This window comes from Rhodococcus sp. DMU2021, from assembly GCF_019641445.1.
Lineage (GTDB): Bacteria > Actinomycetota > Actinomycetes > Mycobacteriales > Mycobacteriaceae > Rhodococcus > Rhodococcus pyridinivorans.
The window spans coordinates 145,888-170,240 of record NZ_JAIFKB010000005.1 but is presented as its reverse complement, the minus strand read 5'-3'; the positions used below and the strand labels follow the sequence as shown (position 1 = coordinate 170,240).

Sequence of the window (24,353 nt, the reverse complement as noted above, 5' to 3'; positions counted from 1 at the left end):
GAAGGCCGTAACGGCCCGACGGGGTAGCGCGCGTGTCATGTGGTCGCAGATGGGTCGGTTCCGGACACTCGCTTCGTACGAGTGTGGATGTCCGACCAGAGGGGCGTAGCTCAATTGGCAGAGCAGCGGTCTCCAAAACCGCAGGTTGCAGGTTCAAGTCCTGTCGCCCCTGCCCCCGGACTGCCAGCGACCGAGAGGAACGATGTGAGCGAGGAGCGCGGTCAGCGCCACAGCGGCACCGCAGGGAACATTCCCGGCGACGCTGGAACGGCTACCGGCGCGACCCCCGACGGTTCTTCCGCGGCTGCTCGGCCGACCGGCAAGCGGGCCACCCGTCGTGGTGCAGCCGATCCCTCGGCATCCACGACGAGTGCGGTGTCCATGAAGAAGACGTCGCGTTCGGCCACGGCCGTGAGCGATCGTCCCGCCGCGAAGTCCGAGAACATCTTCAAGCGACTCGTGCGCTTCTTCCGTGAGGTCATCGCCGAGCTCCGCAAGGTGATCTGGCCCAACCGCAAGCAGTTGACCACCTACACGCTCGTGGTCCTTGCGTTCGTGACCGTCATGACGGCGTTCATCTTCGGATTGGATCTGGCGTTCGTACAGGGCGTCAGCTGGTTGTTCGGTTAGCGCCTGTCCGCGCGAGACGAAAAATGTGATCGACGAGAGGAAAGTGCCCGGTGAGCACCCCCGAGAACGACTCGTACGAGGCTTCGGCCGAGGAGCACGTTTCGGACGAGGCCTTGGTTGACGACGTGACGGCCGAGTCGGCGGATGCGGACACCGAGGTCTCCGAGTCCGACGCTGCTGTCGAGTCCGGCACCGATGCCGAGACCGATGTCGAGGTCTCCGACGCAGCGGAGGGCACCGACGACGCCGCCGCCGAAGAGGACGAGGTCGACCCGGCCGAGGCCCTCGAGAAGCAACTGCGGCGCGAGCCCGGCGACTGGTACGTCGTGCACTCCTACGCCGGCTACGAGAACAAGGTCAAGACCAACCTCGAAACCCGCGTCCAGAACCTCGACCTCACCGAGTACATCTTCCAGGTCGAGGTGCCGACCGAAGAGGTCACCGAGATCAAGAACGGTCAGCGCAAGCAGGTCAACCGCAAGGTCCTGCCCGGCTACATCCTCGTCCGGATGGAACTCAACGACGAGTCGTGGGGCGCCGTCCGGAACACCCCCGGCGTGACCGGCTTCGTCGGAGCCACGTCGCGTCCGTCGCCGCTGACGATCAAGGAGGTCGTGAAGTTCCTCCTCCCGCAGCAGGCGAAGAAGAAGCCGGCGGCCGGTGCTTCGACCGCAGGCGAGCAGGCTCCCGCCGCCGCTGCGAAGCCCGCCATCGAGGTGGACTTCGAGGTCGGCGAGTCGGTCACCGTGATGGACGGCCCGTTCGCGACGCTGCCCGCCTCCATCAGTGAGGTCAACGCCGAGCAGCAGAAGCTCAAGGTCCTGGTGTCGATCTTCGGCCGTGAGACTCCCGTGGAGTTGTCGTTCAACCAGGTGTCGAAGATCTGACGATCCCCAGGATCCGACGGCGCCGGCATCCGGCGCGCACAAGCTTGCAGTAGCAGTACGCAAGAACCACACCGAGCACGAAACTAGGAATAGAGATGCCCCCCAAGAAGAAGAAGATCGCCGGGCTCATCAAGCTCCAGATCCAGGCCGGCCAGGCCAACCCGGCTCCGCCGGTCGGCCCCGCGCTGGGTCAGCACGGCGTCAACATCATGGAGTTCTGCAAGGCGTACAACGCGGCGACCGAGTCGCAGCGTGGCAACGTCGTGCCGGTCGAGATCACGGTCTACGAGGACCGTTCGTTCGACTTCAAGCTGAAGACTCCGCCGGCCGCGAAGCTCCTGCTCAAGGCCGCAGGCGTGCAGAAGGGCTCCGGCGAGCCGCACAAGACCAAGGTCGCCAAGGTGACCATGGATCAGGTGCGCGAGATCGCCAAGACCAAGCAGGAAGACCTGAACGCCAACGACATCGAGGCTGCCGCGAAGATCATCGCCGGCACCGCTCGGTCGATGGGCATCACGGTCGAGGGCTGAGCCCCTCGCTGTTCCGGGGCTCCGTCCCCGGGCTTGCATAGCACTCGTGGGAGGGCCGGCCAGGCCCGCTACCACGCCCGAACCATTCACCTGCCGGTGAGAAGTTAGGAAAGAACATGGCAAAGCGCAGCAAGGCATACCTCGCCGCGGCCGAGAAGATCGACTCGGACAACCTGTACAGCCCCCTCGCAGCTGCGAAGCTCGCGAAGGAGACCAGCTCGAAGAACTACGACGCCACCGTCGAGGTCGCCATGCGACTCGGTGTGGATCCCCGCAAGGCGGACCAGATGGTGCGCGGCACGGTCAACCTGCCGCACGGCACGGGTAAGACCGCTCGCGTCATCGTCTTCGCGGTGGGCGAGAAGGCTGCCGAGGCCGAGGCCGCAGGTGCCGACGTCGTGGGCGCCGAGGATCTGATCGAGCGCATCCAGGGCGGCTGGCTGGACTTCGACGCCGCGATCGCGACCCCCGACCAGATGGCGAAGGTCGGTCGTATCGCCCGCATCCTCGGTCCCCGTGGTCTGATGCCGAACCCGAAGACGGGCACGGTCACCCCGGACGTCGCGAAGGCCGTCACCGACATCAAGGGTGGCAAGATCAGCTTCCGCGTCGACAAGAACGCCAACCTGCACTTCGTGATCGGCAAGGCCTCGTTCGACGAGACCAAGCTGGTCGAGAACTACGCTGCTGCTCTGGACGAGGTGCTCCGCGCCAAGCCGTCCAGCGCGAAGGGCCGCTACATCAAGAAGGTCACGATCGCTACGACCACCGGCCCGGGCATCCCGGTGGATCCGCAGCGCACCCGCAACCTCCTCGAGACCGCGGAGTAATTCGCACTGCACGCAGTGGATGTGCGTCCTGAAGCGGCCGGTACAGCATCGCTGTGCCGGCCGTTTTGCATCTCGTGCACATCGTCCGCTACAGTGGTGGGGTAGTTCGGCGTGCGCCGATCTTCACCCCGATCATGTTCTACCCAAGACCGTTGGTCACCGAATCCGCGTGCGGATCGGTTGAAGGTCCGGAGTTGTCCGGCGGCCCACGCAGGAGGACGAGGTTAGGGGAGATACGAACCGCGATGTGCCTTCCGGGTGCATTCGAGTTCCTCCTCCTTGTATGCCCCGTGTGCCCTGCGCCGGGGCGTTCGTCGTTTTCCGGTCCCGGCGGTCGTCCGGTGGGGCGTCCCACTCGGGACACCGGGAAAACGACTGTTACTGAGAGGAGGCGAAGTATGGCAAAGCCCGAGAAGGTTTCCGCAGTTGCGGAGATCACCGAGCAGTTCAAGACCTCCACCGCTGCCGTGATCACGGAATATCGTGGTCTGTCGGTGGGAAGTCTGACCGAGCTGCGTCGCGCTCTCGGAGAGGGTGCCACCTACTCCGTCGCCAAGAACACCCTGGTCAAGCGTGCCGCCGCTGAGGCGGGCGTCGAGGGTCTCGACGATCTGTTCGTCGGTCCGACCGCCATCGCGTTCGTCAAGGGCGAAGCGGTGGATGCTGCGAAGGCTCTGAAGAACTTCGCGAAGGACAACAAGGCTCTCGTCATCAAGGGCGGCTACATGGACGGCGCTGCGCTGTCCGTGGAGCAGGTCAACCAGATCGCGGACCTCGAGTCCCGCGAGGTGCTGTTGGCCAAGCTCGCCGGCGCGATGAAGGGCAACTTGGCAAAGGCCGCAGGCCTGTTCAACGCCCCCGCTTCGCAGGTGGCCCGCCTCGCGGCCGCTCTGCAGGAGAAGAAGGCGGGCGAAGAAGCCGCCTGACGCTGATCCGCATCACTGCGAATCTGCATCACCGCGAAAGATACATCCACGCGTGCTCCGGCACGCACCATCCCATCCGGTCGCGGATCAGCGACATGGGACTTATCAGGAAGGACCGCCACCATGGCGAAGCTCACCACCGAAGAGCTGCTCGACGCGTTCAAGGAACTGACCCTGCTCGAGCTCTCGGAGTTCGTCAAGGCATTCGAGGAGACCTTCGAGGTCACCGCTGCTGCTCCGGTTGCCGTCGCTGCCGCCGGTGCTCCGGCCGCTGCTGCCGAGGCCGAGTCCGAGCAGGACGAGTTCGACGTCATCCTCGAGGGTGCCGGCGAGAAGAAGATCCAGGTCATCAAGGTCGTTCGCGAGATCGTCTCCGGCCTGGGCCTGAAGGAAGCCAAGGACCTCGTCGAGGGTGCTCCGAAGCCGATCCTCGAGAAGGTCGCCAAGGATGCTGCCGACGCTGCCAAGGCCAAGCTCGAAGAGGCCGGCGCCAAGGTCACCGTCAAGTAAGACGGTTTCCGAACTTTCCGTCGAGCGTTCCGACGCTCTCCGGAACGGTTCCGCACAGGGCCGTTTCCGCGAATTCATTTCGCGGAAACGGCCCTTCTGCATCTCGGGCATGAATGCCGAGTGATATGTCCGTTATCGGCAGAAATCGACATCTACGCCGTGTTCATGCAGGTCATGGCGTAAGTCGAGATACGCGTACCCCCTTGTACAACGTCCTTACTCATGAGTAGGATCGCGTGTCACAGGTACCACTATCCATGCGATAGAGTGGCCCAACCCACACGGGGGCGACGGTATCGGACAGCGGAGGTGATCGTGGGAGTCGAGGTTTCCGTCGAGGGACTGACCAAGTCCTTCGGCTCGCAACGTATCTGGCAGGACGTGACGTTGACGTTGCCGGCCGGTGAGGTGTCCGCGTTGCTCGGGCCGTCGGGTACCGGTAAGTCGGTGTTCCTCAAGTCGTTGATCGGTCTGCTGCGCCCGGAGGAGGGCTCGATCGTCATCGACGGCACCGACATCCTGCAGTGCTCCTCGAAGGAGCTCTACGAGATCCGCAAGTTGTTCGGGGTGCTGTTCCAGGACGGTGCGTTGTTCGGGTCGATGAACCTCTACGACAATGTCGCCTTCCCGTTGCGTGAGCACACCCGCAAGTCCGAGTCGGAGATCCGGCAGATCGTGATGAGCAAGCTCGAGCTCGTCGGTCTGCTCGGCGCCGAGGACAAGTTGCCCGGGGAGATCTCCGGGGGGATGCGGAAGCGCGCCGGTCTGGCGCGGGCGTTGGTGTTGGATCCGGAGATCATTCTGGTGGACGAGCCGGATTCGGGTCTCGATCCGGTGCGCACGACCTATATTTCGCAGACGTTGATCGATATCAATGCGGAGATCGATGCGACGATCCTGATCGTGTCGCACAACATCAATCTGGCGCGCACGGTGCCGGACAACATCGGGATGTTGTTCCGCCGGCAGTTGGTGATGTTCGGTCCGCGTGAGGTGTTGCTGACTTCGGATGAGCCGGTGGTCAAGCAGTTCCTCAACGGCACGATGATCGGTCCGATCGGGATGTCGGAGGAGAAGGACGAGGCGACGATGGCGCACGAGCAGGCGCTCGTCGAGGCGGGTCATCATGCCGGTGGTGTGGACGACGTCGAGGGGATCGTGCCGCAGATGCAGGCGACTCCGGGGATGCCGGAGCGGCAGGCGGTGGCGCGTCGGCAGGAGCGGGTGCGGTCGATCCTGCACAACCTGCCCCCGGCCGCCCAGAGCGCCATCCTCGAGTCGCTCGATCACAACGGCGCGCCCCACACAGCCCGGGGCTATGCCGACGACGACACCCAGATCATTCCCGCCTATACCGGAGAGAGATACGAGCAGCAGGCCCAGCAGTAGCACCAGCCGCAGCAGTGGTACAGCGTCAGCAGTGGTACAGCCGCAGGCTGGAGAAGTAGGAGAGTAGATGGGGGCGGGCAGCTCGCTCGTGCGGCCGGTTCACGGCGCACTCACCCAGGCCGGCAACATCGTCGAACTGTTCGTCGACGTCGTGCGGAACACCTTCCGCCGACCGTTCCAGTTCCGGGAATTCATCGAACAGGCGTGGTTCATCGCCAGTGTCACGATTCTTCCGACGGCGCTCGTCGCGATCCCGTTCGGCGCCGTCGTGTCGCTGCAGACCGGCTCGCTGATCAAGCAGCTCGGCGCCGAATCGTTCACCGGTGCCGCGAGCGTCCTGGCGGTCATCCAGCAGGGCAGTCCGATCGTGACGGCTCTGCTGATCGCCGGTGCCGCCGGCTCCGCGGTCACCGCCGACCTCGGATCGCGGACGATCCGCGAGGAGATCGACGCGATGGAGGTGCTGGGCATCAATCCCATCCAGCGCCTCGTCGTCCCGCGAGTACTGGCGATGGTGCTCGTCGCGCTCCTGCTCAACGGTCTCGTCTCCGTGATCGGCATCGCCGGCGGCTACTTCTTCAACGTGGTGCTGCAGGGCGGTACCCCCGGCGCCTACCTCGCCTCCTTCTCCGCCCTGGCGCAGCTACCCGACCTCTACGTCGCCGAGCTCAAGGCTGCGATCTTCGGGTTGATCGCCGGCGTCGTCGCGTCCTACAAGGGGCTGCACCCCGGTGCAGGCCCGAAGGGCGTGGGGGAGGCCGTGAACCAGACTGTCGTCATCACGTTCCTGCTGCTCTTCTTCGCGAACCTGATCCTGACGATGGTGTACCTGCAGATCGTTCCTGCGAAGGGATCCTGACCAGATGACAGTCTCCAGAGGCCGCGGAGATCTCGTTCTTCTCCGGGGTCGCCGAGCGGTGCGCGCACCGCTGAACGTGCTCGACCGCGCGGGGGACCAGATGTCCTTCTACGCGCGCGCCGTCGCGTGGACCCCGCGAACCCTCACCCACTACCGCAAGGAAGTCCTGCGGTTGCTCGCCGAGGTCACCTTCGGCAGCGGTGCACTCGCCGTGATCGGTGGCACCATCGGCGTCATCGCGATGATGTCCGGCTTCACCGGCGTCGTCGTGGGTCTGCAGGGTTACGCCGCGCTCGAGCAGCTCGGCTCGTCGGTGCTCACCGGCTTCCTCTCGGCCTACGTCAACACCCGTGAACTGGCCCCGATCGTCGCGGCGCTCGCGTTGTCGGCGACCGTGGGCTGCGGCTTCACGGCACAGCTCGGTGCCATGAGGATCAGCGAGGAGATCGACGCCCTCGAGGTGATGGCCGTGCCGTCGCTGCCGTTCCTGGTGACCTCCCGGATGATCGCCGGCTTCGTCGCCGTGATCCCGCTGTACATCATCGGTCTCCTCGCGGCCTATCTCGCGACCCGCACGATCAGCACGCTGTTCAACGGCCAGTCGAGCGGATCGTACGACCACTACTTCTATCTGTTCCTCCCACCGGAGGATGTGTTGTATTCGTTCGCGAAAGTGCTGGTCTTCGCGTTCGTGGTCATCCTCATCCACTGCTACTACGGTTTCCACGCCAGCGGCGGTCCCGCCGGCGTCGGGGTGGCCGTGGGCCGCGCGGTGCGTACCGCGATCGTGACGATCGCGATCCTCGACTTCTTCCTCAGCCTCGCGATCTGGGGCACGACGACCACGGTGAGGGTGGCCGGATGAGCGACACGACCACTTCGCCCTTGCGTCGCCGCACCCTGGGATTGATCTTCTTCGTGGTGCTGGCGCTGTTCCTGTACGTCACGATCGCGATGTACAACAAGACGTTCACGAAGGTCGTGAAGGTCGACCTCCGCACCGACAGCATCGGCAACGCCCTGCCGCTCAACGCCGACGTCAAGGCACGCGGTGTGCTCGTCGGCGAGGTCCGCGGAACGAGCGCGGAAGGCGGCGACGTCACCGCGCATCTTGCGCTCGACCCCGACAAGGCCGAACTGATCCCGGTCAACGCCACCGCACAGCTGCTGCCGAAGACCCTCTTCGGTGAGCGCTACGTCTCGCTGATCATCCCCGACGATCCGGGGCGTCCCGTCACGAACGGCGATGTGCTGGTGCAGGACACGAGCGAGCGCACCGTCGAACTCGGCGACGTGCTCGACGGGCTGCTCCCGCTCCTCGAGGCCGTCCCGCCGCAGGACCTCGCCAACACGCTCGGCGCCCTGGCCCAGGGACTGAGCGGACGCGGCGAGAAGCTGGGACAGACGGTCGACGACCTCGAACAGATCTTCCGCGAGGTGAACGGCGAACTGCCCACACTGCAGGAGGATCTGCGCGGACTCGCCGATTTCTCGCAGACCTACTCCGAGGCCGCACCGGATCTCGTCGAGGCGCTGAACAACCTGCGCACGACGGGTGGCACGGTCGTCGAACAGCAGAACCAGATCCGCACGCTGCTTGCGAGCGCGACGGGAGCGTCGTCGCAGACGGCCGATTTCATCGAGCAGAACTCGAACTCGATCATCACGCTGTCCGCCGATTCGAAGGAGGCGCTGCAGCTGCTCGCCCGTTACTCGCCGTCCTTCCCGTGCACCTTCGAGGGATTCGCCGACGCGAAGCCGGCCGCCGTCGATCTGCTCGCGGCCGACGATCCGTTCCCGGGTGTGCGCGCGAACATCCAGTTCACGAACCCGAAGGGCCGCTACCTGCCGAACCAGGACGAACCGCGTCTGCTCGACGATCGCGGACCGGCCTGCTACGACGACGTGACCGCGCCCGGCCGCAACTTCCCGCAGTATCCGGGCGGTTCGATCAACGACGGTTCGTACCAGGTGCCGTCGCGTAATCCCGGCCCCGAGACCATCGATTTCTTCCCTGCCCCGGCAGGATCCGGCGTCCCCGACGACGTCGGTGAGATCATCGGCACCTCGGACGGCGGCGCGACTCCCGTCTCGTACGCCGGCTCGCGTCTGGAACAGGACACGCTCGACGTCATCTACGGACAGGCCACCGGTGTCGACCCCGAGGAGGTCCCGTCCTGGACCACCCGGCTCGGCGCTCCGGCGATCCGCGGTACGGAGGTGAGCTTCCAGTGAGAGGTCTCGCAGCACCCCTGATCAAACTCATCGTGTTCGCCGTGGTCACCGTCCTCGCGACCGGTGTCCTCGCCGCGACCATCGCCAATGTCGGCGGTGGGGGAGGAACGAAGTTCCACGCGATCTTTTCCGACGTCACCTCACTCAACAAGGGCGACGACATCCGCATCGCGGGTGTCCGCGTGGGGCAGGTCGAGGAGATCTCGGTCTTCGACGAACGGCAGGCGCGGGTCACCTTCTCGCTCGAGGAGCGCGACTGGCTCCCGGCCGGTGCCACCGCGACCATCCGGTTCCGCAATCTCGTCGGCCAGCGTTACATCGCGCTCGGTCAGGGTGAGGGCGCGCAGGGCGAGAAGATCACGGGCGGCGATACGATCCCGATCGAGCGTACGAAGCCGGCGGTGAACCTCACGACGCTCTTCGACGGCTTCCGGCCGTTGTTCCAGACGCTGAGCGCCGACGACGTCAACAAGCTCTCGTTCCAGATCATCCAGGTCTTCCAGGGTGAGGCCGGAACGATCGACGATCTGGTGCGCAGCACCGCGTCGCTGACCAACACCATCGCCGACAAGGACCGCGTGATCGGTGCGGTGATCGACAACCTCAACACCGTCCTGGCCACGATCGACCAGCGCGACGAGCAGCTCGATTCGCTGCTGGTCAACACGCAGGCACTCGTCAGCGGGTTGTCGGCCGACCGGGCGACCGTCGGTTCGGCCGTGGCGTCGATGGCGGGGCTGACCGACGCGGTCTCCGACGTCCTCGAGCCCACCCGCCCGTCGATCGCACAGTCGATCACGGCGCTCGAACAGGTCACTTCGAATCTCAACGCGAACCGCGACGAGGTCGACCGCGTCCTCGAGACGTTGCCGGTCAAGCTCGACAAGCTCGGGCGCGTGGCCAGCTCCGGTTCGTGGTTCCAGTTCTACCTGTGCGGTATCGACATCATCGCAGGTCCCGGTTCGGTCCCGTATCTGAATCTGCCGACGGGGCTGCCCACCGTGAACCAACCCATCTACACGAATGCGGCGAAGCGTTGCTCGCAAGAGGGGATGCAGGAGTTGCAGGGACGATGAGCAAACGTCGCAGTCCGGCCGCCGCCGGTGCCCTGGGCATCGTCGTGGTGCTGCTGGGGACACTGTCCGCCTTTTTCCTCGACGAACTGCCCATTATCGGGGCGGGCGCGACCTACGAGGCCGAGTTCAGCGAGGCCGCGGGTCTCAAACCCACCAACGAGGTGCGTATCGCCGGCGTGAAGGTCGGCAAGGTCACCGGAGTCGACCTCGAGGGCGACCGCGTGATCGTCTCGTTCAAGGTCCAGGACGCATGGGTCGGGAACGACACGGCGGCCTCCATCCAGATCAAGACGATCCTCGGACAGAAGTATCTGGCACTCGAGCCGCGGGGTACGGAGGTGCTCGACCCGGACGACCGGATCCCGCTCGACCGGACGGTCGCGCCGTACGACGTGATCGAAGCGTTCTCGTCGGCGGCCACGACCCTCGGCGAGATCGATTCCGAGCAGCTCGCGACCGGCTTCCAGACCCTGTCGGAGGCGTTCTCGGAGACACCCGACGACATCCGGGCCTCGCTCGACGGCATCAGCCGCCTGTCCGAGACCGTCGCGAGTCGTGACCAGGAGCTGGAGAAGCTCCTCGACGCGACCGGCAATGTCTCGAAGGTGCTCGCCGACCGCAACGCCGAGTTCAACCGGTTGCTCTCCGACGGTGCGCTGCTCGTCGCGGAACTGAACAATCGGCAGGAGGCGATCTCCCAGTTGCTCGATGGCACCAAGCGGTTGTCGGCCGAGCTCTCCGGGCTCGTCGAGGAGAACCGCGAGACCATCGGTCCCGCCCTGCAGCAGTTGCGCGGCGTCGTCGACGTCCTCCAGGAAAACAACGACAACCTCGATCGGGCCATGGAGCTGTACGAGCCGTTCGTGCGTGTCTACACCAACGTCGTCGGCAACGGCCGGTGGTTCGACCAGGTCGTCGTGAACCTGACCCCGCCGGGCCTGCCGGAGATCCCCGGTTACCGCGAGCCCGGTCGCCGCCTGGAAGGGGGCAACTGATGGCACACGCCGAGAACGGCGAGTCCCGCAGCAATCGCGGGCGCATCGCGCTGATCGCGGCCGTCGTGGCGGTCGCAGTGGCCCTGGCCGGAGCGGGCTGGTGGCTGTTCGCCCGACTGGGCACCACCGAGATCACCGCTTACTTCGACAATGCCGTCGGCATCTACGAGGGCTCCGACGTGCGGGTGCTCGGCGTCGAGGTGGGGAAGGTGACCTCCGTCGAACCGCAGGGCGACCTCGTGAAGGTCGGTCTGCGGGTGAACCGCGGCGTCGACATCCCGGCCGACGCCCGCGCCGTGCAGATCACCCCGTCGGTCGTCGCCGACCGTTACGTACAGCTCACCCCTGCCTACACCGGTGGCGACACGATGAGCAGCGGTGCGGTGATCGACCGCGAGCGCACCGCCACCCCTGTGGAGGTCGACGAGCTCTACGCGAGCATCGACGAGCTCTCCCGCGCGCTCGGTCCCGACGGCGCGAACCGCGAGGGCGCGCTGACCGACTTCGTCGAAGTCGGTGCGGAGAACCTCGCCGGCAACGGTGAGGCCCTCGGGCAGAGCATCGAGAACCTGTCGGCCGCCGCGCGCACGCTCGACCAGTCGCGCGACGACCTCTACGGCACGATCGAGAACCTGCAGGTGTTCGTCAGTGCTCTCGCGGCCAACGACGAGCAGGTGCGCCAGTTCAATGCGCAGCTCTCGGACCTGTCGGGATTCCTGGCGGGGGAGCGGCAGAACCTCGGTGAGGCGCTGAACACGCTGTCGGTCACGCTCGGCGACGTCGCGACGTTCGTGCGCGACAACCAGGCGGCCGTGAAGGACAACGTCGACGCACTCGTGCCGATCACGGAGACCCTGGCTAACCGCCGGCAGGAACTCGTGAATTCGCTGACGCTGCTCCCGCTCGCGGTGAGCAACCTCGTCAACTCGTACGACGCCGAAGCAGGTGTGCTCGCATCGCGGCTCGTGCTGCCCGACCTGCAGGACCCTGCGGGAGCGGTGTGCAAGCTCATCGATCTCGGCAATCTCGTGCCCGGCGACGAGCGTTTCGAGCAGCTCGGCCGGCAGATGCAGCCGCTGATCGACCGGTGCCGCGACGTCGCCACGCAGATCACCGAGGACCAGCGGTCCCCGGATCTGATCCTGCCGTTCGGTGTCCTGAGCGGTGAGAACATCCAGCGGCAGGTCACCCCGGGCACGGTGCCCGGCGTGGTCTCGCCTCGGCTCGACCTCCGGGGAGGAGATCGGTGAGCGGCGCGAAGAGGATGGGCCGCACAGGTGTCTTCGGAGCGGCCGCGTGCGTGGTCGCGGTGACGGTCACGGGGTGCGGAGGTCTGTCCGACGTCCCGTTGCCCGGCGGCGCCGACGTGGGTAGCGATCCGATCCGTCTGTCCATCCAGTTCGACGACGTGCTCGACCTGGTTCCGCAGTCGAGCGTGAAGGTCGACGGTGTGCCGGTCGGGCGCGTCGAATCGATCTCGGTCGCATCCGATTTCGGATGGACCGCCGACGTCGGCATCGTGCTCGACTCGAGCGTCGACCTGCCGGCGAACGCGCTCGCGAGCGTCGAACAGTCGAGTCTGCTCGGTGAGAAGTTCGTGCAGCTCACGCCTCCGGAGGACGAGCCCCCGACGGGCCGGCTCGCCGACGGCGACGTGATCCCGCTCGACCGCACCCGGCACGCCACCGAACTCGAACCGGTGCTCGGCGCGCTGTCGCTGCTGCTCAACGGTGGCGGTGTCGGCCAGCTCGCGCCGATCGTCAACGAATTGTCGACGGCCTTCGACGGCCGCGAGGGAACCACGCGCAGCCTCATCGAGCAGGCCGAGACCCTGATAACCGGTCTCGAACAGCAACGCGACGACATCACCCGGGCGCTCGACGGACTCGACGAGCTCACGGTGCGGGTCGCGGAGCAGAACGACAAGATCGCCGCCGTGCTCGACGAACTGCCGGTCGCGACCGAGGTGCTCGAGCAACAGCGGCCGCAGCTGACCCAGCTGCTCGGCCAGCTCGACCGGCTCGGCACCGCAGGTGTCGACGTCCTCGATCAGTCCAAGGAGGATCTGATCGCCGATCTCCTGGCGCTGCGCCCGACCCTCCAGGCACTCGCGGCGTCGGGCGACGATCTCGTCGAGGCGCTCTCCTTCGTGCCCACGGTGCCGTTCCCGGACGGTGTCGAGAAGGTCGCGCTGGGCAACTCGGTGAACCTCTTCCTCCTCGTCGACCTGCAGATCGGCGATGCGCTGGCCGCGCTCGGTGTGGGCCAGGGCGACCCGGTCTACCGCCAGCCGAAGTTCGGCAATCCGAAGCCGCTCGTCGACCCGTCCAACCCGTACTACGACGGGAACGGACCTGCCCCGGGCTGGCCCACCGTGTCGTTGCTGCCGGTGCTTCCTACTCCGCGTCTGCCCGGTGTGACCCTGCCCGAAGGGGTGTCGCTGCCCGACGGCATCGAGATCCCGGGGGTCACCGAGGCCGGTACGGACACCGATACCGGCACCGGCACCGACGGTGACGAGGCCCCGCCGCCGGGGCCGCTGGAAGGTTTGCTGAATCAGCTCGGACTCGGGGGTGGGCAGTGAGATCGCGCCTGGTGAAAGTGCAGCTCGCGCTGTTCGTGGTCATCGCTCTGCTCGGCATCGTGTTCGTCGGTGCCCGGTACGTGCGGCTCGACAACCTCATGGGCTTCGGCCAGTACACCGTCGACGCGCGGTTCCCCACCGGCGGTGGCATCTTCCCGAACGCCGAGGTCACCTATCGTGGGGTGCCCGTCGGTCGAGTCGGGGCGCTCAGCCTCACGGACGACGGAATCAACGTCGAACTGCGCCTCGACAACGGCGGACCGCAGATCCCGGCGTCGGCGCGTCCCGTCGTGGCGAACCGGTCGGCGATCGGTGAGCAGTACGTCGATCTGCAGCCGCCGAACGACGAGGGCCCCTATCTCGAACAGGGCTCCGTCATCGAGGGCACCGAGGACGATCTGCCCACGCCGGTCGAAGACCTGCTGTTGAGCACGAACGACCTCGTGTACTCGGTTCCGCTCGAGCCGCTGCGCACCGTCGTCACCGAGCTCGGCGCGGCCTTCGACGGCCGCGGCGACGACCTGCAGGTGCTCGTCGACGCGCTCGCCGGTCTCAGCGAGAAGGGCACCGAATACCTGCCGCAGACCGTTACGCTCATCCGCGACAGCCTCACGGTGCTCGACACGCAGTCCGCCCAGTCGTCGGCGATCCAGCAGTTCAGCTCGGATCTGGATCTGGTGACCGCGCAGCTCCGCGACAGCGACCCCGACCTGCGGCGCCTGATCGACACCGGCACCGACGCGAGCGACCAGCTCTCCCAGCTGATCGAGGGCTCCGGCCCGGGCCTGACCACCGACCTCGCCAACCTCGCGGCGGTGGCGGAAGCGGCAGCCCCGCAGTCGATCGCTCTGCAGCCGCTGCTGGCCTTCCTTCCCGCCGTCGCGGGCAGCGCGAGTACGGTCGCTCCGGGCGACGGCGCGGTGCGTCAGGGCATCGTGCTCGAGACCAACAATCCGCCTTCGTGCACCATCGGGTACGAGGGGACGCAGGAGATCCTCGCGCAGATGCGCGCGCAGGATCCGAACTTCGACGAGACCCAGCAGGACTTCCCGTTCAACACGAACGCCTCGTGCGAGGTGCCGCAGGGCAGTGTCACCGGCGTGCGCAGCGCGAACCGCATCGTCTTCGCCGATCCGAACACGATCCAGCCCTGGGATTTCAAGCCGAAGAAGGACCCCGACAAGCTCAACCTGAATCCGATCGCGACGCAGCTCGCGCCGTTGCTCGGAGTCACCCCGAAGTGAGCAGTTAGTAGGTTTGTGGAGTGAGTGCACCAATTTCCTCCGACGCTCCGCCCACCCCGCCCCCCTCCGCCGACGGCAACTCGTCCGCGGACGGGCGGGGGCCGGGCGGGGCACGCAGGGCGGCCCTCGCCGTCGTCTCGGTGCTCGCCGTCGTCGCCCTCGCGGCGGCGGTGTGGTTCGGCTACGGCTGGGGGCGCGCGCTCCTGGTGGACCGTTCGGCTGCCGAGGCGCGCGACGCCGCGCTCTCGGGAGCCATGCAGGCGGCCGTCAACCTGAACAGCGTCGACGCGAACGACGTCGACCTGTCGATCGAGAACATGCGGTCGTCGATCACCGGCGACGCCCTGCGCAACGATCTCGCGGCGACCGAAGAGGACATCCGGGCCCGGGTCGCGGAGACCGGCACCAGCATGTCGGCCGAGGTGCTGTTCGGAACGCTCACCGAACTCAACACCGACGACGACCTGGGCAAGGCGCTCGTCGTCCTGGCCGTGCGCACCCAGACTCCCGAGTACTTCGTGACCAACAAGGTCCCGGTGCTCGTGTCGCTGCGCAAGGACGGTGACGTGTGGAAGGCCGAGACCATCGAACCGCTCGCCTCCGTCGAGATGGAGTCGGGACCGGTCCCCGGTGCTCCGGCTCCCGATCCCGGCGCGCAGCCCGCACCGGACGGGGCGCCCGCGCCCGAGGGTTCCGGGGCGCTCGCGCCCGAGGGCGAGGCGGGCCCGTGATGTTCGGCAAGTCGACGAAGGAGAACGTGTAGTGCCCCCGCAGCGACGGAAGACCGGCCCCAGTGGGCCCCCGCGCCGTCGGCCGAAGGTCGCCGGCACGTCCCGACCGCCTCGAGCGACCCCTGCAGAGGACGAACGCCCGACCCGGGCAGAGCAAAACTCTGCCGAGGAAACTTCTGCCGAGCAGTCACGACCCTCCGAGGTGACGCTCGACAAGCAGGACGAGAAGCAGGAGAAGCCGGCCCCGGCGGCCGGCGACGGAACTCCCGCAGAGCACCCGACGGAGTCTCCGGCCGAGCCGGTTGATCCGCCCGCGCCTCCCGCCGGTGACGCCGGCAGGTCGCGTGCCTCCGGTGGGTGGCGTCCGGTGATCGTCGTCGGTGCGGTGGCGGTGGTGCTCGCGGTGATCGCCGCGGTCGCAGCCTTCCGCCCCGGCGCCGAGATCTCGAACGTCGCGTGGGTCGACACCGCGGAGACACGCGAGGTCACCGAGGCCGCGAAGGTCGCGATCGAGACCATGCACGGCTACGACTACCGCACCATCGACGAGGACTTCGGCCGGATCCGGGAGTTGCTGACCCCGGAGCGGCTCGAGGAGTTCGACTCGACCGCGGACGTCACCAAGAAGGCCGCGATCGACACCCGCACGGTCACCGAGGTGATGGTCGAGCACATCGGCGTGACGATGATCGACGACACCCGCGCCGAGGTCGCCGCCTACATCAACGTCAGCGCCACCGGCGACGGGATCGCCCAGGGAAGTGCGGCCGCACCGCTGCTGGTGAGGATGGAGAAGTCGGACGGACGATGGCTGGTCTCGGAGATCCGCGACCGGTGACGACGGCTGCGGATCGCCCCCTCACCGGGGGCGTCCGCGGCCGCGACGCGCGGATCGTTCCGGACGCGCAGTCTTGACGCAGGCGACGCGAGCGGTCACTCTATCGGTACGCCTGTTCGACTGAAGGCTTCCTCGTGAGCCGCTCGAGGTCGTTTGCCAGGTTTCTTTGAGGCACCCCTGTGGACATTTCGCCTACTCAGGTGTAGGTTAGTTCTTTGCGCTGGCTGCCTCCTGTTCACCTTCTGATCGTCGAGTCGGAATTCGCTCTTTCGAGCGAGACCGTTTCGATGCGTCGGTGGGGTTCTCGTTCGGGTTGCGACCAGCGAAAACGCCCCACATGAAGAAGCAGGTACAGCGGCGGTCGCACCGGTTGGAGCGGCCCGCGTGAGGTGCTGGAAGGACGCATCTTGGCAGTCTCTAGCCAGACCAAGGCAGTAGCCGGAATCCCCGGAGCCCCGACGAGGGTGTCGTTCGCGAAGATTCGCGAACCCCTCGAAGTTCCCGGGCTCCTCGATCTACAGACCGATTCGTTCGAATGGTTGATCGGCTCGGAGCGCTGGCGCGCGAAGGCTGCCGAGCGCGGCGACGGTCACGTCGTCGGTGGCCTGGAAGAAATCCTCGACGAGCTCTCGCCCATCGAGGACTTCTCGGGTTCGATGTCCCTGTCCTTCTCCGATCCGCGCTTCGACGAGGTCAAGGCCTCCGTCGAGGAGTGCAAGGACAAGGACATGACGTACGCGGCTCCGCTGTTCGTCACCGCCGAGTTCATCAACAACAACACCGGTGAGATCAAGAGCCAGACGGTCTTCATGGGTGATTTCCCGATGATGACCGACAAGGGCACCTTCATCATCAACGGCACCGAGCGTGTCGTGGTGTCGCAGCTCGTGCGTTCGCCCGGTGTGTACTTCGACAAGAACGTCGACAAGAGCACCGAGAAGGACCTGCACAGCGTCAAGGTCATCCCGGGCCGCGGTGCCTGGCTCGAGTTCGACGTCGACAAGCGCGACACCGTCGGCGTGCGTATCGACCGCAAGCGTCGTCAGCCGGTCACCGTGCTGCTCAAGGCGCTGGGCTGGTCCACCGAGCAGATCGTCGAGCGTTTCGGGTTCTCCGAGATCATGATGTCGACGCTCGAGAAGGACAACACGGCGGGCACCGACGAGGCGCTCCTCGACATCTACCGCAAGCTCCGTCCGGGCGAGCCGCCGACCAAGGAGAGCGCGCAGACCCTGCTGGAGAACCTCTTCTTCAAGGACAAGCGCTACGACCTGGCGCGCGTGGGCCGTTACAAGATCAACAAGAAGCTCGGCCTGAACACGGGCCAGCCGATCGAGGCGTCCACCCTCACCGAGGAAGACATCGTCGCCACGATCGAGTACCTCGTGCGCCTGCACGCGGGCGAGAACAAGATGACCGTCCCCGGCGGCGTCGAGGTTCCCGTCGAGGTCGACGACATCGACCACTTCGGCAACCGTCGTCTGCGCACGGTCGGCGAGCTCATCCAGAACCAGATCCGCGTGGGCCTGTCCCGCATGGAGCGCGTGGTCCGTGAGCGCATGACCACCCAGGACGTCGAGGCGATCACGCCGCAGACCCTGATCAATATCCGTCCGGTCGTGGCCGCGATCAAGGAGTTCTTCGGAACCTCCCAGCTGTCGCAGTTCATGGACCAGAACAACCCGCTCTCGGGCCTGACCCACAAGCGTCGCCTGTCGGCGCTGGGCCCCGGCGGTCTGTCGCGTGAGCGCGCCGGCCTCGAGGTCCGCGATGTCCACCCGTCCCACTACGGCCGCATGTGCCCGATCGAGACCCCGGAAGGTCCGAACATCGGCCTGATCGGCTCGCTGTCGGTGTACGCGCGGGTCAACCCGTTCGGCTTCATCGAGACGCCCTACCGCAAGGTCGTCGACGGTGTCGTCACCGATGAGGTCGAGTACCTCACCGCCGACGAGGAGGACCGCTACCTCATCGCGCAGGCCAACTCGCCGATCGGTTCCGACAACCGCTTCTCGGACGAGCGTGTGCTCGTCCGTAAGAAGGGCGCGGAGATCGAGTACGTCTCCGCCGACCAGGTCGAGTACATGGACGTCTCGCCGCGCCAGATGGTGTCGGTCGCGACCGCCATGATCCCGTTCCTCGAGCACGACGACGCCAACCGTGCCCTCATGGGCGCGAACATGCAGCGTCAGGCCGTGCCGCTGGTGCGCAGCGAGTCGCCGATCGTCGGTACCGGCATGGAGCTGCGTGCCGCCGTCGACGCCGGCGACGTCATCGTCACCGAGAAGAGCGGCGTGATCGAAGAGGTCTCCGCCGACTTCATCACCGTCATGGCCGACGATGGAACCCGCAAGACCTACCGTCTGCGCAAGTTCGACCGTTCGAACCAGGGCACCTGCTCGAACCAGCGTCCGATCGTGGACGAAGGACAGCGCGTGGAGTCCGGCCAGGTCCTCGCCGACGGCCCCTGCACCGAGAACGGTGAGATGGCGCTCGGCAAGAACCTGCTCGTGGCGATCATGCCGTGGGAAGGCCACAACTACGAGGACGCGATCATCCTGTCGCAGCGCCTCGTGGAGGAGGACGTGCTCACCTCGATCCACATCGAGGAGCACGAGATCGACGCTCGCGACACCAAGCTCGGTGCCGAGGAGATCACCCGCGACATCCCGAACGTCTCCGACGAGGTCCTCGCCGACCTCGACGAGCGTGGCATCGTCCGCATCGGCGCCGAGGTCCGCGACGGCGACATCCTCGTCGGCAAGGTCACGCCGAAGGGCGAGACCGAGCTGACCCCCGAGGAGCGCCTGCTCCGCGCGATCTTCGGTGAGAAGGCGCGCGAGGTCCGCGACACCTCGCTGAAGGTGCCCCACGGCGAGAACGGCAAGGTCATCGGTGTTCGCGTGTTCTCGCGCGAGGACGACGACGATCTGCCTCCGGGTGTCAACGAGCTCGTCCGCGTGTATGTGGCGCAGAAGCGCAAGATCCAGGACGGCGACAAGCTCGCCGGCCGCCACGGCAACAAGGGCGTCATCGGCAAGATCCTCCCGCAGGAGGACATGCCGTTCCTGCCCGACGGCACCCCGGTCGACATCATCCTGAACACCCACGGTGTTCCGCGTCGTATGAACATCGGCCAGGTCCTCGAGACTCACCTGGGCTGGATCGGCAAGGCCGGCTGGCAGATCCAGGTGGCCGACGACGGCAGCCGTCCCGAGTGGGCGCAGAACCTCTCCGATGAGATGCTCGCCGCCGAGCCCGACACCAACATCGCCACGCCGGTGTTCGACGGTGCCCGCGAGGAGGAGCTGACGGGTCTGCTGTCCTCGACGCTGCCGAACCGCGACGGCGAGGTCATGGTCGGCCCCGACGGCAAGGCGACGCTGTTCGACGGTCGCTCCGGCGAGCCGTTCCCGTACCCGGTGTCGGTCGGCTACATGTACATCATCAAGCTGCACCACTTGGTCGACGACAAGATTCACGCGCGTTCGACCGGTCCGTACTCGATGATCACGCAGCAGCCGCTCGGTGGTAAGGCCCAGTTCGGTGGTCAGCGCTTCGGTGAGATGGAGTGCTGGGCCATGCAGGCCTACGGCGCCGCCTACACCCTCCAGGAGCTGCTCACGATCAAGTCCGACGACGTGGTCGGTCGCGTCAAGGTCTACGAGGCGATCGTCAAGGGCGAGAACATCCCCGAGCCGGGTATCCCCGAGTCGTTCAAGGTGCTCCTCAAGGAACTCCAGTCGCTGTGCCTGAACGTGGAGGTCCTCTCCAGCGACGGCGCGGCCATCGCGATGGCCGACGGCGACGACGAGGACCTCGAGCGGGCGGCCGCCAACCTGGGCATCAACCTTTCCCGCAACGAGTCGGCCACGGTCGACGACCTCGCGAACTAGGAGCCGAGCCGACGCGGTACGCACCCCGACACCACTGGGCGCGTACCGCGTCGGGCCCCGGCAGCGATAGCGACAACTAGCAGCAATACAACCCGCACAGGGGAAAGGAAGTTACGTGCTCGACGTCAACTTCTTCGATGAACTCCGGATCGGCCTGGCCACCGCCGAGGACATCCGTAACTGGTCGTACGGCGAGGTCAAGAAGCCCGAGACCATCAACTACCGCACGCTCAAGCCCGAGAAGGACGGCTTGTTCTGCGAGAAGATCTTCGGTCCCACCCGGGACTGGGAGTGCTACTGCGGCAAGTACAAGCGTGTCCGCTTCAAGGGCATCATCTGCGAGCGCTGCGGCGTCGAGGTGACCCGCGCCAAGGTCCGCCGTGAGCGTATGGGCCACATCGAGCTCGCCGCTCCGGTGACGCACATCTGGTACTTCAAGGGTGTGCCGAGCCGCCTCGGCTACCTGCTCGACCTCGCGCCGAAGGATCTCGAGAAGATCATCTACTTCGCCGCGTACGTCATCACGTCGGTCGATGACGAGCTGCGCCACAACGAGCTCTCCACTCTCGAAGCCGAGATGGAGGTCGAGAAGAAGTCGGTCGCCGACCAGCGCGACGCCGACCTCGAGGCCCGTGCACAGAAGCTCGAAGCCGACCTCGCCGAACTCGAGGCCGAGGGCGCCAAGTCCGACGTCCGCCGCAAGGTCAAGGACGGCGGCGAGCGCGAGATGCGTCAGCTCCGCGACCGTGCGCAGCGCGAGCTCGACCGCCTCGACGAGATCTGGACGACCTTCACGAAGCTGAAGCCGAAGGACCTGATCGTCGACGAGATGATCTACCGCGAGCTCCAGGACCGCTACGGCGAGTACTTCACCGGTGCCATGGGTGCCGAGGCGATCCAGAAGCTCATCGAGAACTTCGACATCGATGCCGAGGCCGAGTCGCTGCGCGAGACCATCCGCAGCGGCAAGGGCCAGAAGAAGCTCCGTGCTCTCAAGCGCCTGAAGGTCGTGGCGGCGTTCCAGCAGTCCGGCAACTCGCCCATGGGCATGGTGCTCGACGCCGTGCCGGTGATCCCGCCGGAACTGCGTCCGATGGTGCAGCTCGACGGTGGCCGCTTCGCGACCTCCGACCTCAACGACCTGTACCGCCGCGTCATCAACCGCAACAACCGCCTCAAGCGACTGATCGACCTCGGTGCCCCCGAGATCATCGTCAACAACGAGAAGCGGATGCTGCAGGAGTCGGTCGACGCCCTGTTCGACAACGGCCGTCGTGGCCGGCCGGTCACCGGTCCCGGTAACCGGCCGCTCAAGTCGCTGTCCGATCTGCTCAAGGGCAAGCAGGGCCGCTTCCGTCAGAACCTGCTCGGTAAGCGCGTCGACTACTCGGGCCGTTCGGTCATCGTCGTCGGTCCGCAGCTCAAGCTGCACCAGTGCGGTCTGCCGAAGCTGATGGCGCTCGAGCTGTTCAAGCCGTTCGTGATGAAGCGTCTCGTCGACCTCAACCACGCGCAGAACATCAAGTCCGCCAAGCGCATGGTCGAGCGTCAGCGCCCGCAGGTGTGGGACGTCCTCGAAGAGGTCATCAACGAGCACCCGGTTCTGCTGAACCGTGCTCCCACGCTGCACCGCCTCGGTATCCAGGCGTTCGAGCCGCAGCTCGTCGAGGGCAAGGCCATTCAGCTGCACCCCCTCGTGTGTGAGGCCTTCAACGCCGACTTCGACGGCGACCAGATGGCCGTGCACCTCCCGCTGTCCGCGGAGGCGCAGGCCGAGGCCCGCATCCTGATGCTGTCGTCGAACAACATCCTGTCGCCGGCATCGGGCCGCCCGCTCGCCATGCCGCGTCTGGACATGGTGACGGGTCTGTTCCACCTGACCCGTCTGGTCGAGGACGCCCCCGGCGCCTACACGGCCGCGACCGCCGACGAGCCCGAGCAGGGCGTCTACTCGTCGCCGGCCGAGGCCCAGATGGCCGTCGACCGTGGCGTGCTGTCGGTCCAGGCTCCGATCAAGGTGCGCCTGACCCAGCTGCGTCCGCCGCGCGACGTCGAGAACGAGCTGTTCCCGGAGGGTTGGAAGTTCGGTGAGCCGTGGACCACGCAGACCACCCTCGGTCGCGTGCTGTTCAACGAGCTGCTGCCGACGAACTACGCGTTCGTCAACGACATCATGCCGAAGAAGCGCCAGGCCGCGATCATCAACGACCTGGCCGAGCGGTACCCGATGATCGTTGTCGCGCAGACCGTCGACAAGCTCAAGGACGCCGGCTTCTACTGGGCCACGCGGTCGGGTGTCACCATCTCGATGGCGGACGTGCTCGTTCCGCCGGAGAAGAAGGACATCCTCGAGCGGTACGAGACCCAGGCCGACGCCATCCAGCGGCAGTACGACCGAGGCAAGCTCTCGGAGGACGAGCGTCGCGACTCGCTCGTCAAGCTGTGGCAGGAAGCGACCGAAGAGGTCGGTCAGGTCATGGAGGCGCACTACCCGGACGACAACCCGATCCCCACGATCGTCAAGTCCGGTGCTGCGGGCAACATGACCCAGATCCGTTCGCTGGCGGGCATGAAGGGTCTGGTGACGAACCCGAAGGGCGAGTTCATCCCGCGCCCGATCAAGTCCTCGTTCCGTGAGGGCCTGACCGTCGCCGAGTACTTCATCAACACGCACGGCGCGCGTAAGGGTCTGGCCGACACCGCTCTCCGTACCGCCGACTCGGGTTACCTGACCCGTCGTCTGGTCGACGTCTCGCAGGACGTCATCGTCCGCGAGGTCGACTGCGGCACGCCGCGCGGCATCGAGATGACCATCGCCGAGCTCGCACGCGACGCGACCGGTCAGCCGACCGGTGAGCTCGTGCGCGACGCTCACATCGAGACCAGCACCTACGCTCGCACGCTGGCGACGGACGCGGTCGACGCGAACGGCAACGTCGTCGTCGAGCGTGGTTCCGACCTCGGCGACCCGGCGATCGAGGCGCTGCTCGAGGCCGGTATCCAGAAGGTCAAGGTCCGCTCGGTCCTGACCTGCGACACCGGCACCGGCGTGTGCGCGACCTGCTACGGCCGTTCGATGGCGACGGGCAAGCTCGTCGACATCGGCGAGGCCGTCGGTATCGTCGCCGCCCAGTCGATCGGTGAGCCCGGTACGCAGCTGACGATGCGTACCTTCCACCAGGGTGGCGTCGGTGAGGACATCACCGGTGGTCTGCCCCGCGTCCAGGAGCTGTTCGAGGCTCGCGTCCCCAAGGGCAAGGCCCCGATCGCCGACGTCTCCGGTCGCATCCGTCTCGAGGACGACGATCGTTTCTACAAGATCACGATCATCCCCGACGACGGTGGCGAGGAGGTCGTGTACGACAAGCTGTCCAAGCGTCAGCGTCTGCACGTCATCCGCAAGGCCGACGGCACCGAGGGCGTGCTCGCGGACGGCGATCACGTGGAGGTCGGTCAGCAGCTCCTCGAGGGCTCTGCCGATCCGCACGAGGTGCTGCGCGTGATGGGCCCGCGTCAGGTTCAGGTCCACCTGGTCCACGAGGTCCAGGAGGTCTACCGGAGCCAGGGCGTGTCGATCCACGACAAGCACATCGAGGTCATCGTGCGTCAGATGCTGCGTCGCGTGACGATCATCGACTCGGGCTCGACGGAGTTCCTGCCCGGTTCGCTCGTCGAGCGCAGCGAGTTCGAGGCTGCGAACCGTCGTGTGGTTCAGGAGGGTGGCGAGCCGGCTGCCGGCCGTCCGGTCCTCATGGGTATCACGAAGGCGTCGCTGGCCACCGACTCGTGGCTGTCGGCGGCGTCCTTCCAGGAGACCACTCGCGTGCTCACCGACGCGGCGATCAACTGCCGCTCGGACAAGCTGATCGGTCTCAAGGAGAACGTGATCATCGGTAAGCTGATCCCCGCCGGTACCGGTATCAACAAGTACCGGAACATCGAGGTCCAGCCGACCGAGGAGGCCCGTGCGGCCGCGTACGCCATCCCGGCGTACGACGACCAGTACTACTCGCCGGACGGCTTCGGCCAGAACACCGGCGCTGCAGTGCCGCTGGATGACTACGGTTACTCCAACGACTACCGGTAGTTCGCTGCCGTAGTAGACGACGAAGGTCCCGCCCTCTTCTCTTCGGGGGCGGGACCTTCGTCATTTGTTCTCGACGGTGACGCCGTCACGGCGTGCGTGCGAGCGT

Annotated in this window: 19 protein-coding genes and 1 tRNA gene; all 20 read left to right on the top strand. The window is 66.3% G+C overall.

The window, feature by feature from the left end; all coding sequences use genetic code 11:
- The first annotated feature begins 99 nt into the window (after positions 1-99).
- Positions 100-172, top strand: a tRNA-Trp gene (locus tag K3M35_RS10840).
- A 32-nt stretch (positions 173-204) separates the two neighbouring features.
- Positions 205-630: a preprotein translocase subunit SecE gene (gene secE, locus K3M35_RS26645; RefSeq protein WP_024101687.1), complete on the top strand. Its 426-nt coding sequence runs from the start codon at positions 205-207 to the stop codon at positions 628-630.
- 50 nt (positions 631-680) lie between these two features.
- Positions 681-1,517, top strand: coding sequence for a transcription termination/antitermination protein NusG (nusG, locus tag K3M35_RS10830; protein WP_006552291.1), 837 nt, complete (start codon positions 681-683; stop codon positions 1,515-1,517).
- 95 nt (positions 1,518-1,612) lie between these two features.
- Entirely contained in the window at positions 1,613-2,047 is a 435-nt protein-coding gene (gene rplK / locus K3M35_RS10825; RefSeq protein ID WP_006552290.1) for a 50S ribosomal protein L11, read from the top strand.
- A 116-nt stretch (positions 2,048-2,163) separates the two neighbouring features.
- Positions 2,164-2,877 (top strand): 50S ribosomal protein L1, encoded by a 714-nt coding sequence (gene rplA, locus K3M35_RS10820; RefSeq protein ID WP_121208902.1) that lies wholly within the window; start codon positions 2,164-2,166, stop codon positions 2,875-2,877.
- 398 nt (positions 2,878-3,275) lie between these two features.
- A complete protein-coding gene (gene rplJ, locus K3M35_RS10815) occupies positions 3,276-3,803 on the top strand; it encodes a 50S ribosomal protein L10 (protein WP_006552288.1) in 528 nt (175 codons plus the stop codon).
- Positions 3,804-3,926: 123 nt separating this feature from the next.
- Complete coding sequence (gene rplL, locus K3M35_RS10810; RefSeq protein ID WP_024101686.1) at positions 3,927-4,313, top strand: 50S ribosomal protein L7/L12; 387 nt, start codon at positions 3,927-3,929, stop codon at positions 4,311-4,313.
- 312 nt (positions 4,314-4,625) lie between these two features.
- On the top strand, positions 4,626-5,702 hold the full coding sequence (locus tag K3M35_RS10805; protein WP_041803793.1) for an ABC transporter ATP-binding protein: 1,077 nt from the start codon (positions 4,626-4,628) through the stop codon (positions 5,700-5,702).
- Positions 5,703-5,769: 67 nt separating this feature from the next.
- Positions 5,770-6,561 carry an ABC transporter permease gene (locus K3M35_RS10800; protein ID WP_006552286.1) on the top strand — a complete coding sequence of 264 codons (792 nt, stop codon included), beginning with the start codon at positions 5,770-5,772 and terminating at the stop codon, positions 6,559-6,561.
- Positions 6,562-6,565: 4 nt separating this feature from the next.
- Positions 6,566-7,426, top strand: coding sequence for an ABC transporter permease (locus K3M35_RS10795; RefSeq protein ID WP_024101684.1), 861 nt, complete (start codon positions 6,566-6,568; stop codon positions 7,424-7,426).
- On the top strand, positions 7,423-8,796 hold the full coding sequence (locus K3M35_RS10790) for an MCE family protein (protein ID WP_006552284.1): 1,374 nt from the start codon (positions 7,423-7,425) through the stop codon (positions 8,794-8,796). Before K3M35_RS10795 ends, K3M35_RS10790 begins: the two co-directional genes overlap by 4 nt.
- Positions 8,793-9,872 (top strand): MCE family protein, encoded by a 1,080-nt coding sequence (locus K3M35_RS10785; protein WP_024101683.1) that lies wholly within the window; start codon positions 8,793-8,795, stop codon positions 9,870-9,872. Before K3M35_RS10790 ends, K3M35_RS10785 begins: the two co-directional genes overlap by 4 nt.
- Positions 9,869-10,867 carry an MCE family protein gene (locus K3M35_RS10780; protein ID WP_217579568.1) on the top strand — a complete coding sequence of 333 codons (999 nt, stop codon included), beginning with the start codon at positions 9,869-9,871 and terminating at the stop codon, positions 10,865-10,867. The genes K3M35_RS10785 and K3M35_RS10780 overlap by 4 nt, the downstream gene beginning before the upstream one ends.
- Positions 10,867-12,117: an MCE family protein gene (locus K3M35_RS10775; protein ID WP_006552281.1), complete on the top strand. Its 1,251-nt coding sequence runs from the start codon at positions 10,867-10,869 to the stop codon at positions 12,115-12,117. The genes K3M35_RS10780 and K3M35_RS10775 overlap by 1 nt, the downstream gene beginning before the upstream one ends.
- Positions 12,118-12,131: 14 nt before the next feature.
- Entirely contained in the window at positions 12,132-13,451 is a 1,320-nt protein-coding gene (locus K3M35_RS10770) for an MCE family protein (RefSeq protein ID WP_217580292.1), read from the top strand.
- Complete coding sequence (locus K3M35_RS10765; protein ID WP_039958116.1) at positions 13,448-14,695, top strand: MCE family protein; 1,248 nt, start codon at positions 13,448-13,450, stop codon at positions 14,693-14,695. Before K3M35_RS10770 ends, K3M35_RS10765 begins: the two co-directional genes overlap by 4 nt.
- A 140-nt stretch (positions 14,696-14,835) precedes the next feature.
- Positions 14,836-15,426: a hypothetical protein gene (locus tag K3M35_RS10760; RefSeq protein ID WP_220666432.1), complete on the top strand. Its 591-nt coding sequence runs from the start codon at positions 14,836-14,838 to the stop codon at positions 15,424-15,426.
- 202 nt (positions 15,427-15,628) lie between these two features.
- Entirely contained in the window at positions 15,629-16,264 is a 636-nt protein-coding gene (locus K3M35_RS10755; RefSeq protein WP_220666403.1) for a hypothetical protein, read from the top strand.
- Between the two features lie 389 nt (positions 16,265-16,653).
- Positions 16,654-20,160 carry a DNA-directed RNA polymerase subunit beta gene (locus tag K3M35_RS10750; RefSeq protein ID WP_006552276.1) on the top strand — a complete coding sequence of 1,169 codons (3,507 nt, stop codon included), beginning with the start codon at positions 16,654-16,656 and terminating at the stop codon, positions 20,158-20,160.
- 115 nt (positions 20,161-20,275) lie between these two features.
- Complete coding sequence (locus K3M35_RS10745; RefSeq protein WP_006552275.1) at positions 20,276-24,247, top strand: DNA-directed RNA polymerase subunit beta'; 3,972 nt, start codon at positions 20,276-20,278, stop codon at positions 24,245-24,247.
- The last annotated feature ends 106 nt before the right edge of the window (positions 24,248-24,353 follow it).

Coding starts and splice junctions, on each gene's coding strand:
- K3M35_RS10780 (WP_217579568.1), top strand. CDS start 9,869: ATGAGCAAACGTCGCAGTCCGGCCGCCGCCGGTGCCCTGGGCATCGTC.
- K3M35_RS10775 (WP_006552281.1), top strand. CDS start 10,867: ATGGCACACGCCGAGAACGGCGAGTCCCGCAGCAATCGCGGGCGCATC.
- rplJ (WP_006552288.1), top strand. CDS start 3,276: ATGGCAAAGCCCGAGAAGGTTTCCGCAGTTGCGGAGATCACCGAGCAG.
- K3M35_RS10800 (WP_006552286.1), top strand. CDS start 5,770: ATGGGGGCGGGCAGCTCGCTCGTGCGGCCGGTTCACGGCGCACTCACC.
- rplK (WP_006552290.1), top strand. CDS start 1,613: ATGCCCCCCAAGAAGAAGAAGATCGCCGGGCTCATCAAGCTCCAGATC.
- K3M35_RS10770 (WP_217580292.1), top strand. CDS start 12,132: ATGGGCCGCACAGGTGTCTTCGGAGCGGCCGCGTGCGTGGTCGCGGTG.
- rplA (WP_121208902.1), top strand. CDS start 2,164: ATGGCAAAGCGCAGCAAGGCATACCTCGCCGCGGCCGAGAAGATCGAC.
- rplL (WP_024101686.1), top strand. CDS start 3,927: ATGGCGAAGCTCACCACCGAAGAGCTGCTCGACGCGTTCAAGGAACTG.
- K3M35_RS10795 (WP_024101684.1), top strand. CDS start 6,566: ATGACAGTCTCCAGAGGCCGCGGAGATCTCGTTCTTCTCCGGGGTCGC.
- K3M35_RS10790 (WP_006552284.1), top strand. CDS start 7,423: ATGAGCGACACGACCACTTCGCCCTTGCGTCGCCGCACCCTGGGATTG.